At 71.1% G+C, this 14858-nt stretch carries 13 protein-coding genes; 5 read left to right on the forward strand and 8 right to left on the reverse strand.

Translation table 11 applies throughout. From position 1 onward, the window contains the following. Positions 1-219 precede the first annotated feature (219 nt). The 3 genes from BLT25_RS16890 to araA are packed head-to-tail and all read left to right on the forward strand — an operon-like array spanning position 220 to position 4105. Complete coding sequence (locus BLT25_RS16890; protein ID WP_091048213.1) at positions 220-1857, forward strand: xylulokinase; 1638 nt, start codon at positions 220-222, stop codon at positions 1855-1857. Continuing rightward, on the forward strand, positions 1857-2546 hold the full coding sequence (locus BLT25_RS16895; protein ID WP_091048216.1) for an L-ribulose-5-phosphate 4-epimerase: 690 nt from the start codon (positions 1857-1859) through the stop codon (positions 2544-2546). The genes BLT25_RS16890 and BLT25_RS16895 overlap by 1 nt, the downstream gene beginning before the upstream one ends. A gap of 47 nt (positions 2547-2593) precedes the next feature. Next, on the forward strand, positions 2594-4105 hold the full coding sequence (gene araA, locus BLT25_RS16900; protein ID WP_091048219.1) for an L-arabinose isomerase: 1512 nt from the start codon (positions 2594-2596) through the stop codon (positions 4103-4105). Here the strand turns inward: araA and BLT25_RS16905 are convergent. From BLT25_RS16905 to BLT25_RS16915, 3 genes are all read right to left on the reverse strand, one after another. Next, entirely contained in the window at positions 4093-5073 is a 981-nt protein-coding gene (locus BLT25_RS16905; RefSeq protein WP_091048222.1) for an NAD-dependent epimerase/dehydratase family protein, read from the reverse strand. The two genes, araA and BLT25_RS16905, sit on opposite strands and share 13 nt — an antisense overlap. Positions 5074-5150: 77 nt before the next feature. Continuing rightward, on the reverse strand, positions 5151-6548 hold the full coding sequence (locus BLT25_RS16910; RefSeq protein ID WP_091048224.1) for an FAD-binding oxidoreductase: 1398 nt from the start codon (positions 6546-6548) through the stop codon (positions 5151-5153). A gap of 38 nt (positions 6549-6586) precedes the next feature. Continuing rightward, positions 6587-7834 (reverse strand): alpha-hydroxy acid oxidase, encoded by a 1248-nt coding sequence (locus BLT25_RS16915; protein WP_091048226.1) that lies wholly within the window; start codon positions 7832-7834, stop codon positions 6587-6589. 76 nt (positions 7835-7910) lie between these two features. Between BLT25_RS16915 and BLT25_RS16920 the strand changes: the two genes are divergently transcribed. Further along, a complete protein-coding gene (locus BLT25_RS16920) occupies positions 7911-9032 on the forward strand; it encodes an L-talarate/galactarate dehydratase (protein WP_091048228.1) in 1122 nt (373 codons plus the stop codon). Further along, positions 9029-9712 (forward strand): FadR/GntR family transcriptional regulator, encoded by a 684-nt coding sequence (locus tag BLT25_RS16925; protein ID WP_218131387.1) that lies wholly within the window; start codon positions 9029-9031, stop codon positions 9710-9712. The genes BLT25_RS16920 and BLT25_RS16925 overlap by 4 nt, the downstream gene beginning before the upstream one ends. Before the next feature lie 102 nt (positions 9713-9814). On the opposite strand, the gene BLT25_RS16930 is transcribed toward BLT25_RS16925, so the two are convergent. The 5 genes from BLT25_RS16930 to BLT25_RS16950 are packed head-to-tail and all read right to left on the reverse strand — an operon-like array spanning position 9815 to position 14747. Next, entirely contained in the window at positions 9815-10639 is an 825-nt protein-coding gene (locus BLT25_RS16930) for an NAD-dependent epimerase/dehydratase family protein (RefSeq protein ID WP_091048230.1), read from the reverse strand. Then, positions 10636-11685 (reverse strand): TRAP transporter substrate-binding protein, encoded by a 1050-nt coding sequence (locus BLT25_RS16935; RefSeq protein ID WP_091048233.1) that lies wholly within the window; start codon positions 11683-11685, stop codon positions 10636-10638. Before BLT25_RS16935 ends, BLT25_RS16930 begins: the two co-directional genes overlap by 4 nt. Before the next feature lie 39 nt (positions 11686-11724). Beyond that, positions 11725-13020, reverse strand: a complete 1296-nt coding sequence (locus tag BLT25_RS16940; RefSeq protein ID WP_091048234.1) for a TRAP transporter large permease — start codon at positions 13018-13020, stop codon at positions 11725-11727. A gap of 25 nt (positions 13021-13045) precedes the next feature. Continuing rightward, the gene (locus BLT25_RS16945; RefSeq protein ID WP_091048237.1) at positions 13046-13555 is read right to left on the reverse strand and encodes a TRAP transporter small permease; all 510 of its coding nucleotides are present in this window, start codon (positions 13553-13555) and stop codon (positions 13046-13048) included. A gap of 1 nt (position 13556) precedes the next feature. Continuing rightward, entirely contained in the window at positions 13557-14747 is a 1191-nt protein-coding gene (locus tag BLT25_RS16950; RefSeq protein ID WP_091048240.1) for a hypothetical protein, read from the reverse strand. Positions 14748-14858 lie beyond the last annotated feature (111 nt).

The following is a 14858-nucleotide window of genomic DNA, read 5'->3' on the forward strand; positions in this document are numbered from 1 at the left end:
GGTCGGCCGAGTCGTCACGTACGTCGGTCGAGCTGTCGGTTAGGTCGATCGAGACGTCACTCAGGTCGGCCGAGACGGCGCGACGGTGCCAACTCGGCCGACGGGGCTGACGCCTCGACCAGGGTCTGCGGGGAACCCAGCGGTAACCCGCTCGTCATATGTTAGCGTTCACATCGCCTCGAACCCCACCCCGAGCCGTCGGGCAGAAACGGAGCCGTGATGACGCAGCGAACAGGCCGCCTGCCTGACCTCGGAGAGACCGCGCTCGGCATCGAGCTGGGCTCCACCACCATCAAGGCGTGCCTGATCGGGCCCGACCACGCGACCGTCGCCACCGGCTCCCATCTGTGGGAGAACGAGCTCGTCGACGGCCTGTGGACCTACTCGCTCGAAGCGGTCTGGGCGGGCGTGCAGGGCGCGGTCGCCGCCCTCGGTGACGAGGTCGAGCGCCGCTACGGCCGTCGCCCGGACACCTTCGGGTCGATCGGGGTCTCGGCGATGATGCACGGCTACCTCGCCTTCGACGAGGCCGGCGAGCTGCTGGTGCCCTTCCGTACCTGGCGCAACACCAACACCGCCGTCGCCGCCGCCGAGCTGTCGGAGATCTTCGGCACCAACATCCCGTTGCGCTGGTCGGTCGCCCATCTCTACCAGGCGATCCTCGACGACGAGCCCCACCTGCCGAAGATCGCCTCGCTGACCACGCTCGCGGGCTACGTCCACCGCGCGCTCACCGGACGCCATGTGCTCGGCGTCGGCGACGCCTCCGGCGTCTTCCCCATCGACCCGGCCACCGGAACCTACGACCAGCGGATGCTCGAGCAGCTCGGTCACCTGGCCGCCGCCAAGCGCCCCGGTCTGCGGGTCGAGGGGCTGCTCCCGCAGGTCCTCCCGGCAGGCGCCGACGCCGGTCGCCTCACCCCCGAGGGCGCTGCGCTGCTCGATCCCACCAGCACGCTCCGGCCCGGTGTCCCGCTGTGTCCGCCCGAGGGCGACGCCGGCACCGGGATGGTCGCCACCAACTCGGTCGCCAAGCGCACCGGGAACGTCAGCGCCGGCACCTCGATCTTCGCGATGGTCGTCCTCGAGAACCCGCTGGCCACCGTCCACCACGCGATCGACATCGTCACCACCCCGGCCGGCGACCCGGTCGCGATGGTGCACTGCAACAACGGCGCCAGCGAGCTCGACGCCTGGGCCGGGGTCTTCGGTGAGTTCGCGGCCGCGCTCGGTCACCCCTGCGAGCCCGACGCCGTCTTCGGGGCCCTACTCACCGCGGCACTGAAGGGCTCGCCCGACGGCGGCGGCCTGCTGGCCTTCAACTACCTGGCCGGCGAGCCGATCACCGGCCTCGACGAGGGCCGCCCGCTGTTCGTACGCACCCCCGGCAGCCGCCTCGACCTCGCCGGGTTCGCGCGCGCCCAGGTCTACGGCGTCTTCGGCACCCTCGCGCTCGGCATGCGCGTCCTCGCCGACCAGGGCGTCGAGATCGACGCGATGTTCGCCCACGGTGGCCTGTTCCGCACCGCGGGCGTCGCCCAGCGGCTGCTCGCCGCGGCGATCGGTGCCCCGGTCGCGGTCGGTCGCACCGCCGGCGAGGGCGGTGCCTGGGGGATCGCGGTCCTCGCCGCGTACGCCCGGGCGACGGCGGACGGGAACGAGCCGAGCCTGAGCGCCTACCTCGCCGAGCGCGTCTTCGGCGACATCGACCTCGAGGTCGTCGAACCCGACGCCGCCGACCTCGCCGGGTTCCGGACCTACCTCGAGCGCTACGAGGCCGGCCTGGACATCGAGCGCGCCGCCGTGGCCGCGCTCGCCCCCGCCACCGCAGACAACACCGCAGAAGGAGACCAGTGATGATCGGCGTACCCACCGCTCTTCGCGCAGCCGTCGACGCAGCCAAGGAGCGCGTCGCCGCGCTGCACGCCGAGCTGCCCCGCTGGGAGCTGGTCGTGTGGACCGCCGGCAACGTCTCCGAGCGGGTGCCCAACCCGGACGGCGAGGACCTGCTGGTCATCAAGCCCTCCGGCGTCGCCTACGAGGACATCACCGCCGAAGCGATGGTTGTGTGCGACCTGGCCGGCAACCTCGTCGAGGGCGAGCGGTCGCCGTCCTCGGACACGGCTGCCCATGCGTACGTCTATGCCAACATGCCCGAGGTCGGTGGGGTGGTCCACACCCACTCCACCTACGCCACCGCCTGGGCCGCCCGCGGGGAGGAGATCCCCTGTGTGCTCACGATGATGGCCGACGAGTTCGGCGGACCGATCCCGGTCGGCCCGTTCGCGATCATCGGCGACGACTCGATCGGGCACGGCATCGTCGAGACGCTGCGCGAGTCGCGCAGCCCCGCGGTGCTGATGCGGAACCACGGTCCCTTCACCATCGGCAAGGACGGTCGCGCCGCGGTCAAGGCCGCGGTGATGTGCGAGGAGGTCGCCCGCACGGTGCACATCGCCCGCCAGCTCGGCCAGCCGCTCCCGATCGACCAGGGCCACGTCGACGCGCTCTACGACCGCTACCAGAACGTCTACGGCCAGCACTGAGCTGCGCCGCCCCCGAACCACATCCAGCATCGGAAGGACCCCCACACATGAGCAAGCCCTACGCGGACCGCGAGGTCTGGTTCTTCACCGGAAGCCAGGACCTCTACGGCGAGGAGACCCTTCGCCAGGTCGCCGAGCAGTCCCAGGAGGTCGCCCACGCCCTGGACGCCTCCGGCGACGTACCGGCGAAGGTCGTGTGGAAGCCCGTCCTGAAGGACTCAGCGGCCATCCGCCGGGCGATGCTCGAGGCCAACTCCGACGACAACGTCCTCGGCGTGATCACCTGGATGCACACCTTCAGCCCGGCCAAGATGTGGATCGCCGGTCTCGACACCCTGCAGAAGCCGCTGCTGCACCTGCACACCCAGGCCAACGTCGAGCTCCCCTGGTCGGAGATCGACATGGACTTCATGAACCTCAACCAGGCCGCCCACGGCGACCGGGAGTACGCCTACATCGCCACCCGCCTCGGCGTCGCCCGCACCACCGTCGTCGGCCACGTCTCCAACCCGGCGGTCACCCGCCGTGTCGGCACCTGGGTCCGCGGTGCCGCCGGCTGGGCCGCCACCCACGGCCTCAACCTCGTTCGTTTCGGCGACAACATGCGCAACGTCGCGGTCACCGAGGGCGACAAGACCGAGGCCGAGCTCCGCTTCGGCGTCTCGGTCAACACCTGGGGCGTCAACGACCTGGTGGCGGCCGTCGAGGCCGTCGACGAGGCGGCCGTGGACGCGCTGGTCGCCGAGTACGAGGACCTCTACGACGTCGTTCCCGAGCTCCGCCGAGGCGGCGAGCGCCACGACTCGCTGCGCTACGCCGCCCGCCAGGAGATCGCCATGGAGGCGTTCCTGGCGGAGCGCGACGCGAAGGCGTTCACCACCAACTTCGAGGACCTCGGCGGCCTGCGTCAGCTCCCCGGCATCGCCGTGCAGCGGCTGATGAGCAAGGGCTACGGCTTCGGTGCCGAGGGCGACTGGAAGACCGCGGTCCTGGTGCGGGCCGCGAAGGTCATGGGCGAGGGGCTGCCCGGTGGCGCCTCCCTGATGGAGGACTACACCTACGACCTCACCCCGGGTGCGGAGGTCGTCCTCGGCGCCCACATGCTCGAGGTCTGCCCCTCGCTGACCACCTCCACCCCGCGCGTCGAGATCCACCCGCTCGGCATCGGCGACCGCGAGGACCCGGTCCGGATGGTCTTCGACGCCGACACCACCGAGGGCGCCGTGGTCGTCTCGCTGGCCGACATGCGCGACCGCTTCCGGCTGACCGCCAACGTGGTCGACGTGGTCCCCCCGACGCAGGCGCTTCCCAACCTGCCGGTAGCGCGTGCCGTCTGGGCCCCGCGCCCCGACTTCGCGACCTCGGCCGAGGCCTGGCTGACCGCCGGCGGCGCGCACCACACGGTGATGTCGACCGCCGCCGGGATCGAGGCCTTCGAGGTCTTCGCCAACATCGCCCGCACCGAGCTGCTGGTCATCGACGAGTCCACCACCCGCCGCGGCTTCGCCGACCAGGTGCGCTGGAACCAGGTGTTCTACCGGGTCGCTCAGGGCCTCTGACGCCATAGGTCGAGGAGCTCGGCCTCGCGGGTGGGCGACATGCCGGTGACGTACGCATCGGGGGAGGCCCGCAGCCAGGCGAGGGTGTCGCGGGCGGTCTCGGCGATCGGGCGGGTGGTGAGGCCGGCTGCCGTGGCCGGGGTGGTGTCGTGGGCGAGCATCCCGTCGTACTCGGGGCGGGGGAGCCACAGCGGGATCGAGCCGGGGCCCGACCAGGGGTCGACGTCGTTGGCCTGGAGGAAGTCCTGGGGGAGCCAGCTCCAGGTCGGGACGGTGCCGACGCCGCTCGCGGTCTCGGCCAACAAGGTGCTGATCGGCATCGACGGACCGGTGGCGTCGAAGGTGCCGTCCACCCGGGCGGTGGCGCAGTGGAGGATCCAGTCCGCCAGGTCGCGTACGTCGATGACCTGGGTGCTGTCCTCGGGCGAGCCGGGAGCGAGGATCTCGCCGCCGGCGTTCAGGCGCCGCGGCCAGTAGGAGAACCGGCCGCTGGGGTCCCCCGGGCCCACGATCAGGCCGGGGCGAACGACGGTGGCTGAGGCTGCACCCGCGCGGACGAGCTCCTCGCAGGCGACCTTCATCGAGCCGTACGCATCGGGGTCGTCGTCCTCGATGTCGTCCGTCGCCGGAGCGAGGACAGGGAGCGAGTCCGGAGTGCCGCCGGGGGTGCCGTGGTCGGCGTACACACTGATGGTCGAGACGAAGACCCAGTGGGCCTCGCTGAAGGCGGCGACGGCGGAGCGAACCCACGAGGGGATCCTGGCCACGTCGACGACCGCGTCGAACTTCGCAGTCGTCAGGGCGGAGGGAGGTGTCTCGGTGCGGTCCCACGGCACCAGCTCCGCGCCCGCCGGGACGGTTCCCGACCACCCGCGCGCCGCGCAGACCACCTCGTGACCGCTGCGTACTGCCGACTCCGCCACTGCGCGGGAGAGGAAGACCGTGCCGCCGAGCACCAGGATTCGCATGCGGACACGCAATCACCCGCGAGCGCTACGCGGCAAGCGGTTCTGCTTCAGGCAGATCCTGGAGACCGGACGACTCATCACAGCACCTTGCGAGGGTTCATGACCCCGTCGGGGTCGATCGCCTGCTTCACGGCTCGCAGGAGGTCGACCTCGACACCCGTCTTGTACGCAGCGGCGGCATCCCTCTTGAGCGCACCGATCCCGTGCTCGGCGGAGATGCTGCCGCCGAGCGCCGTGACGGCGTCATAGACGATCCGGGTCAGCGCGCTCGCCCGAGCGCGTAGCGCCGCGTCGTCGCCGACCGGGGCGGAGATGTTGTAGTGCAGGTTGCCGTCCCCGATGTGTCCGTACGTCACCAGCCGCAGCCCCGGCAGCGCGGCGAGCAACGCCGGGCCGACCTCGGAGACGAACCGGGGTAGGTCCGTGATCGGCAGGGTGACGTCGTGCTTGAGGGTCGCCCCCTCGCTCTTCTGGGCCTCGGAGACCCCTTCGCGCAGCGCCCAGAGCGACTCGCGCTGGGCGGGGCTGCCGGCGATCACGGCATCGACGAGCAGCCCCTGCTCGGCAGCGGCGCCGAGGGCCGACTCGAGCCGCTCGTCGACGTCGGCGGAGGTGCCGGCGAGCTCGACGAGCCCGTACCACTCGTGCCGGTCCCCGAACGGGTCGCGCACGCCCGGCAGGTGGGCGAGGACCAGGTCGACGGCCTGGCGGCCGAGGAGCTCCCAGGTGGTCAGCTGCCCGCCACCGTGCTCGCGGAGCAGAGGAAGCAGCTCGGTCGCCGCCTCGACCGATTCCAGTGCCACGAAGGCCGTCGCCCGGCGCGGCGTCGCGGGCAGCAGCCGCAGCACGGCCGCGGTGACCACGCCGAGAGTGCCCTCCGAGCCGATGAAGAGCTGCTTGAGGTCGTAGCCGGTGTTGTCCTTGCGCAGCGGTCGCAGCCCGTCCCAGACGCGGCCGTCGGGGAGCACCACCTCGAGCCCGAGCACCAGCTCGCGCATCATCCCGTAGCGCAGCACCGCGGTGCCGCCGGCGTTGGTCGCGATCGTGCCGCCGATGGTGCACGAGCCCTCCGAGCCGAGCGAGAGCGGGAAGAGCCGCCCGGCGGCCGCGGCGGCCTCCTGCACGGTCGCCAAGGGCGTTCCGGCCTCGACGACGAGCGTGTCGGCGACCGGGTCGACCTCGCGGACCCGCCGCATCCGGCCGAGCGAGAGCACGACCTGGTCGCCGCCGGAGTCCGGTACGCCACCGCCGACGAGGCCGGTGTTGCCGCCCTGCGGGACGACACCGACGCCCGCCTCCGCGCACAGCCGGACCGCCGTCGCCACCTCGGCAGTCGAGCCCGGGCGCACCACCGCGAGGGCGGTGCCGGTGAAGCTGCCGGTCCAGTCGGTGACGTACGCCGCCATGTCGGCCGGATCGGTCAGCACCGCGTTATCGCCGAGTGCGGCGCGCAGGTCGTGGATGAGGTCGGTCACGGGGTTCTCCTTCGGAGAGCGGGGAAGGTGGGGCGCGGTCATGCCGACCGCAGGCGTACGTGCTCGGGGCCGATCGTGGCGATGTCGGGGGTGCCGAGCAGACACATCGCCCGTCGCAGCTCCTCGACCAACAGGCTCAGGGTGGCGTCGACGCCCTGTTGCCCGGCGACCATCAGGCCGTAGAGGTAGGGCCGGCCGATCACCACGCCACGGGCGCCGAGACCGAGCGCGGCCGCGATGTCGCCACCGGAGCGGACGCCGGAGTCGACGTAGACCTCGGTCCGGTCGCCGACCGCGTCGACCACCGCCGGCAGCAGCTCCAGCGGCACCGGTGCCCGGTCGAGCTGGCGGCCGCCGTGGTTGGAGAGCACCACCGCGTCGGCGCCCGCGTCCACGCACGCCACCGCGTCGGCGACCGAGAGCACGCCCTTGACCACGACCGGGCCGTCCCAGTGTTCCTTGAGCCAGCCGATGTCGGTGGGCCGGATCGCCTGCTCGCGCAGCTCGTTGGACATACCCCAGCGACCGTGGTGCGACCCCTCGGGGAACGTCGCGAACCGCAGCGGCTCGGTGGTGAGGATGTCGGCGACCCAGCCGGGATGGCGGGCCATGCCCGCGAACGTACGCAGGCTCAGCTGGGGCGGGATCGCGAACCCGTTGAGCTTGTCCTTGCGCTTCATCCCGGTCACGGTCGTGTCGATGGTCAGCATCAGCGCCTCGTAGCCCTGCGAGGCCGCCTCGGCGAGGTGCTCGAGCGTCACCGCCCGGTCCTTCATCAGATAGACCTGGAACCAGTTGCGGCCCTGCGGCGCCGCGTCCGCGACGTCGGTGATCGAGGTCGTCGCGTACGTCGAGAGCGTGTAGGGCAGCCCCGCCGCGGCCGCCGCCGCGGCGACCGCCCGCTCCCCGGTGTGGTGGCTGAGCCGGGTATAGCCGGTCGGCGCGAGCACGATGGGCGCCGCCGCGGGCCGCCCGAGGATCGAGGTACGCACCTCCGGCTCGCCCACCTGGCTGAAGGCCGTGGGCCGCAGCTCCACGCGGTCGAAGGCCGCCCGGTTCCGGCGCATCGCGTGCTCGCCGTCCGAGCCGCCGTAGACGTAGTCCCAGACCGCGGTCGGCACTCGGCGCCGGGCGGCCAGCTCCAGATCGTCGACGCTGAGACAGCGGGCCAGCCGGCGGTCGGCCGCCCGCCATCGGAAGGGGCGCGGCCGCAGGAAAGGCGCGAGATCGCGCCATCGGGGGACCTGCCGCCGGACGACCTGCTGGACCACCTCGGAATCGGGCACGCTCTGGACTCCTCGCCACTCATCGGATAAGTTCTGAACTTGTCATACAACTTAGCCCATCGAGGAGCATCCCGCCATGGCCGCCGACCGCATCACGTCACTGACCCTCTCCCACGTCGTACTCCCGCTCGAGAACCCGGTCAGCGACGCCAAGGTGCTCACCGGGCGGCAGAAGCCGCTCACCGAGACCGTGCTGCTCTTCGTCGAGGTGACGACCGAGCAGGGCTTCGAGGGCATGGGCTTCAGCTACTCCAAGCGCGCCGGTGGCCCGGCGCAGTACGCCCACCTCAAGGAGATCGCCGAGGTTGCCATCGGCCAGGACCCCTCCGACATCGCCAAGATCTACGAGTCGCTGATGTGGGCCGGTGCCTCCGTCGGCCGCAGCGGCGTGGCGACCCAGGCCGTGGCCGCTCTCGACGTGGCGCTCTACGACCTCAAGGCCCGTCGTGCCGGCCTTCCGCTGGCCAAGCTCCTCGGCGCCCACCGCGACTCCTGCCGCGTCTACAACACCTCCGGCGGCTTCCTCCAGGCCAGCGTCGAGGAGATCAAGGAGAAGGCCACCGCGTCGCTCGAGGCCGGGATCGGCGGCATCAAGATCAAGGTCGGCCAGCCCGACTGGGCCGAGGACCTGCGCCGTGTCGCCGCCCTGCGCGAGCACCTCGGCGACACCCCGTTCATGGTCGACGCCAACCAGCAGTGGGACCGCGCCCGCGCCCGCCGGATGTGCCGCGAGCTCGAGCAGTTCGACCTGATCTGGATCGAGGAGCCGCTCGACGCCTGGGACGCCGTCGGCCATGCCGACCTGTCGCGTACGTTCGACACCCCGATCGCGACCGGCGAGATGCTGACCTCGGTGCCCGAGCACATGGCGCTGATCGACGCCGGCTACCGCGGCATCGTGCAGCCCGACGCGCCGCGCATCGGCGGGATCACGCCGTTCCTGAAGTTCGCCACCCTCGCGGCCCACGCCGGCCTGGCGCTCGCGCCGCACTACGCGATGGAGATCCACCTGCACCTGGCCGCGGCCTACCCGACCGAGCCGTGGGTCGAGCACTTCGAGTGGCTCAACCCGCTCTTCGAGGAGCGCATCGACATCCACGACGGCCAGATGTGGGTGCCGGACCGCCCGGGACTCGGCTTCACGCTCAGCGACCAGATGCGCAAGCTCACCGTGGAGACGGCTAAGTTCAAGGCATGACCATCAGCGCTGGGCTCGCCGACCGCGTGGTCTCCGGAGTCAAGGACCAGATCCTGGCCGGGGACCTCGCTCCGGGCGCGAAGCTGCCCTCGGAGTCCGACCTGGTCGCGGCCTACGGGGTGTCACGGACGGTGGCGCGGGAGGCGGTCACCCGCCTGCGTGCAGAGGGTCTGGTCGAGACGTTCCAGGGGCGCGGCTCCTTCGTCCTGGCAGTGCCGGCGCCCTCGCCGTTCGCGCTGGAGTCCTCCGCGATCCGCACCCAGCACGACGTGCTCGACATGGTCGACTTCCGGCTCGGCGTGGAGTGTGAGGCGGCGGCCCTGGCCGCCGCCCACCTCGACGAGCAGGGATCGCGCGCCATCGAGAAGGCGCTCGCGGCGCTGGCTGCGGCGGATCCCGACGGCGCCGTGGAGGCCGACTTCGCCTTCCATCGCGCCGTCGCGGCCGCGACCGGCAACCGCTTCTACCTCGACCTGATGGACTCGCTGGGCCCGATGATGATCATGCTGCCCCGCACCCGGCTCGGCGACGCCTACTCGCCCAGCGATGCGCTCCACGTCGAGCGGGTGCAGCGCGAGCACGACAACGTCGCGGCCGCGATCCTCGCCGGTGACGCCGACACCGCCCGGGCCGCGATGCGGGTGCACCTGGGCAGCACCCGCCGGCGTCTGCGGCAGTGACCACGTCCGGAGCCACCGCCCCGACCGACACTGCCTCCTGACCCCTGGGAAAAGGAGAACGGGTGGCCCGGCGACAGCCGGACCACCCGTTCCCCATGGGGTCTATTTCTGTTGGTGCTCACCCAGCGGGGTGAAGCAGAACTTCCCTCCGGCCAGGCGCTCCTCGGGGCCCTGCGGGCCGTCGTCGATCGCCTCGCCGAGCAGCTCGGCGGCGAAGATCTCGGAGTCGTCCTGCGGGTGGTAGCCGATCGCCTCACCGGCCTCCAGCGACCACCAGCGCCGGGTGTTGCGGGAGATGCCCCACACCACCCGGAAGCCGGGCTCGGGAGTGGCCAGGCACGCCTCGAGGAGCCGGGCGCCGTCGTCGGGTGACATCCACGTCCACAGCGAGCGGCGGTCCCAGGGCTTCTCGAAGCACGAGCCGATCCGCAGCGCGGTCACGTCGATGCCGTATCGGTCGTGGAAGAGGCTGCCGAGCGCCTCCATCGCGACCTTGCTGACCCCGTAGTAGGTGTCCGGTCGCGGGAAGGCGTCGGCGGCAAGTCCCACGTCGGGTACGTCGTCGAGATCGTAGAAGCCGGCGGCGTGGTTGCTCGAGGCGAGCACCACGCGCGCCACCCCGGCGTCCCGGGCGGCCTCCATGACCACCCGGGTGCCGTCGATGTTCGCCGAGAGGATGTCGGCCCACGGCCCCTCGACGCTGATGCCGCCCAGATGGATGATCGCCGCGACGCCCTCGCAGGCGGCGCGCATCGCCGCCTCGTCGGTCACCGACGCCTCGATGACCTCGACGGCCTCGCCCTCGGCGGGGTCCTCGGGACGTACGACGTCGAGGAGGCGAAGCAACCGGCCCTCGCGAGCCAGGCGGGCGCGCATCAGCCTCCCGACGACGCCGTCGGCCCCGGTGATCAGGACGACATCGCTCATGCGGTCCGCAGCTCCTCGACGGCGGCGATGTACTCGCCCAGGTCCGAGCCGTGCTTGTCGATGACGGACCGGGTCGCCTCGCGCCAGGGAGCCAGGTCGCTGATCTCGTTGATCGTGACGCCCTCGCCGCGCAGCTTCTCCAGGTCGGCCTCGACCTGGGCGTCCCACTTCTCACGCTGGAACGGGGCGGCCTCGTCGGCGGCCTTCTGCAGCGCCTCCTGGTCCTTGGCCTCGAGCCCGTCCCAGGTGTCCTTGTTGATGAGGAGCACCTCGGCGACGCGCATGTGCCGGTCCAGGGTGTAGTTCTTCGCGACCTCGTAGTGGGACGCGGAGTAGTAGGACGGCTCGTTGTTCTCGGCGCCGTCGAGCAGCCCGCTCTGCAGCGAGCTGTAGACCTCGCCGTAGTCCATCGGGGTGGGGGAGCCGCCGAGAGCCTTGACGAAGTCGATCTGCACCTGCGACTCCTGGACCCGGATCTTGAGCCCCTTGACGTCGCCCGGGGCCTTGATCGCCTTCTGGGAGGTGTAGAAGCTGCGGGCGCCCGGGTCGAAGTAGCCCAGGCCCTTGAAGCCGGCGCCATCGGCCTCGCCGAGCAGCTTCTTGCCGCTCTCGCTCTCCAGGAACCGCCACAGGTGGTCGGCGTCGTCGAAGAGGTACGGCAGGCTGAACAGCCCCATCGCGGGCACGAACTCGCCCATCGGCGCCGAGCTGATCCGGGTCATCTCGATCGAGCCCATCTGCACCTGCTCGATGGCGTCGGACTCCTCGCCGAGCTGGGCGTTGGGGTAGACCTGGATCTTGATCCGGCCCTCGCTGTACTTCTCGGCCAGCTCGGCGAACTTCTTGTCGCCCAGCGTGGTCGGGTAGTCGTCGGGGTGGGTCTCGGCCAGCTTGAAGGTCTTCGAGCCATCGCCTCCGCCGCTGCCGCGGAGGGACCCGCCGCCACACGCACTGAGGGCCAGGCCGCCGGCGACCGCTGCGGCACCGAAGGCGCCTGCCTTGAAGAGGGAGCGCCGGGCAACCGGCGTGGGGGTTGAGGTGTTCACGGTTGGTTCCTTTCCAGAGGGGGAGCTACGTGGCCCGACCTATTGGCCCAGCGCATCGGGGAGTGCGAGCGAGAAGAATGGGACGTACGTGATCAGCAGCAGGACGATGAGCATCGGGATGATGAAGAGACCGACCATCTTCATGACCTTCTCGATGGACGTACGTCCGATGGCGCAGCCGACGAAGAGGACGTTGCCGACCGGCGGGGTGATCAGGCCGATGGCGAGGTTGAAGACGAGCATGATCCCGAACTGGACCGGGTCCATGCCGAGCCCCGTGGCGACCGGCAGCAGGATCGGCGTCATGATCACGATGAGCGGGGCCATGTCCATGATCGCGCCGAGCACGAGCAGCAGCAGGTTGATCAGCAGCAGCACCACGACGATGTTGTCGGAGATGCCGAGGAGAGCGTCGGTGGCCAGCGCCGGCACCTGCAGGAAGGCCAGGAAGTAGCCGAAGGCACCCGCCGCCGCGATGATGAACAGGACCACGCCGAGGGTGCGCAGGCTGCTCTGCAGGATCGGGATCATCGCCTTGAGCGGCAGGTCCCGGTAGACGAAGAAGGTCAGGATGAAGGCGTACAGGCAGGCGATCGCCGCCGACTCGGTCGCGGTGAAGATGCCGCTGAGGATGCCGCCCAGGATGATCACCGGCATCAGCAGGCTGAGCAGTCCCTCGGCGACGATCTTCGGTACGTCCTCGAGCGGGACCAGCTCCTCCTTCGGGTAGCCGCGCTTGACCGCCACGATGTAGGCCATCACCATCAGCGACGCACCGAGCAGGAGCCCCGGGATCACGCCCGCGGTGAACAGGGCGCCGATCGAGACGCCGCCCGCGGCCATCGAGTAGATGATCAGGTTGTGGCTCGGCGGGATCATGACCGCCTGGGTGGCGCCGGAGACGGTGACGGCGACCGCGTAGTCGGTGTCGTAGCCGCGCTTCTTCATCATCGGGATCGTCACCGACCCGATCGCGGAGACGTCTGCGACCGAGGAGCCGGACAGGGCACCGAAGAAGGTGCTTGCGCCGATGTTGACCATCCCGAGGCCGCCGCGGACCCAGCCGACGAGCAGCCCGGCCAGGGCGATCAGGCGGCGCGAGATGCCGCCCGTGCCCATGATCTCGCCACCGAGGATGAAGAACGGGATGGCCAGCAGGGCGAAGGTGTCGAGACCGGCGACCATCCGCTGGCCGACGGTGGTCAGCGGAAGGCCGATGTAGAGCGCCTCGAAGATGGCGGCCAGCGCGAGAGCCAGGGCGACCGGGACGCGGAGCAGGACGAGGACGGCGAAGCCACCCAGCAAGATGGCGATGGCAAGTGGATCGATAGGCATGGGGAGTCCTTCGGCTTGCGGCGGCTCAGCCGATCTCGGCTGCATCGTCAGGCTCGGCGTACCGCTGGGTACTGATGCCGAAGACCTGGAGGACGGTGTAGAGGATGGTCATGGCTCCGGCGACCGGCATCATCAGGTAGAGGACGCTGCGGGGGAGCCCGGTGCCGGGCAGGGTCGCCGTCTGGGCGTCGATGACGAACTGGGTTCCCTGGACGATCAGGAAGAGCCCGAACCCCAGCAGCAGCACCTGGACGAACCGGTCGATCACCGACCGGAGCGTCACCGGGAACTTGTCCACCACGAAGGTGACCGCGATGTGGGCGCCCTCGCGGAAGCCGATCGCGGCACCGAGGAAGCCGATCCAGACCAGCAGGATGCGGGCCGTCTCCTCGCTCCAGCTGGGGGAGTTGCTCAGCAGCTCACGGCTGAACACCTGCCACAGCACGATGAGCAGCGTGGCGACCAGGCACAGGATGCAGAAGGCCTCGAAGACCGTGTCGACCGCGCGCCAGGCGCGCTTGAAGGTTGTGCTCATCTCATTCCGTCCTCGTCGCGGCGGTGGTGGGGACCTGGGTCGCCTCGGCGAGCAGGTGCTGCCTGTCCGCGCCCGCCAAGCCGAGGTGGTAGAGGTGGATCTGGTCGATCCCGGCGTCGACCAGCGCCCGCACATGGACACCGAAGGTGTCCTCGGTGGTCGGCGGGAGAACCGTGACGTACGCGGCGGCCGCTGCCTTGCCCGAGACCGCCTCGATGAGCCGGCGCCCGGTCTCCACCGAGGCCGCGGTGGTCGGCCAGCAGAAGGAGACGACCAGGTCGACGTCGTCGGCCGTGGTCGGGGTCAGGCCCGGGCTGGCGCCGGTGGCCCAGGGGTCGGGCTGGGCGTGCAGGCCGATCTCGGTGATTTCGGGGGCGGCCTCGCGGACGGCCGCGATCACCCGGTGGCGGAGCTCGTCGGCGGCGGCGTGACGGGAGGCGAGGATCGCATCCAACGCGGTCGGGTCCACGGTGGCTCCGGACGGTGCCGCGCCGGTCGCCTCACGCAGGGCGGCGACGGTGGCCTCCGGGTCGAGCCCGCGGGCGGTCCAGTCCTCGCGGCAGGCCCGGCAGCAGCAGATCGAGAGCAGCTCCTGGGTGGCCTCGTCGTAGGCGCCGTCGGTCTTCTCGTGGTGTCCGCCATGACCGAACCCGAGGTGGCCGCAGGCCTCCAGGATCGCCGCGGAGACCGGGGTGTCGCGGACGGCCTCGGCGGCCAGGGTCTCCGCGTAGCGGCGGACGTCCTCGTGGCGGGCGCACAGGGCGTAGGGGTAGGGCTCGCCCCAACAGTTGAGGACCGCTAGGTCCGGGTTGGCCTCGCCCAGGATCGTGGAGTGGGTCAGCACGATCCAGGCGGCGACCTCGATCCCGGCCGCGGCGAGGATCGCTGCGGCCTCGCCGAACGGGTCGCCCGCGGCGACCCAGGTCGCCGCGGGCGGCACGAGTCGCGCGCCGGCCCAGGCCTCGGGGCGCACCGGGCGGTAGAGCGCCGCGCTGCGGGCCTCGACGATCCGGTGCTCGGGGTGGAGCGGGGTCGCGGCCCGGGTGGTGTGGTAGGCCGCGGCGAGGGCGACCTTCGTGACCCCGAGGGCCCGGGCGCGATCGGCGAACGCAGGATTGCCGATCACGTCCCAGGGGTAGGCGTAGGCGACGACCGGGACGGTGCCGGTCCTGCCCGAGTCGGTCTCAGTCACCGGTGTCTGCTCCTGCCAGCCAGGGGTGTGGGGCGGAGCCGAGTGTGGCCCCGGTCACAGGAGACTGTCAGGATGCGCGATTCGTGTCCAAGGCACTTATCGCATCAGGCG

It is taken from the genome of Nocardioides sp. YR527 (genome assembly GCF_900101045.1).
Classification (GTDB): Bacteria; Actinomycetota; Actinomycetes; order Propionibacteriales; family Nocardioidaceae; genus Nocardioides.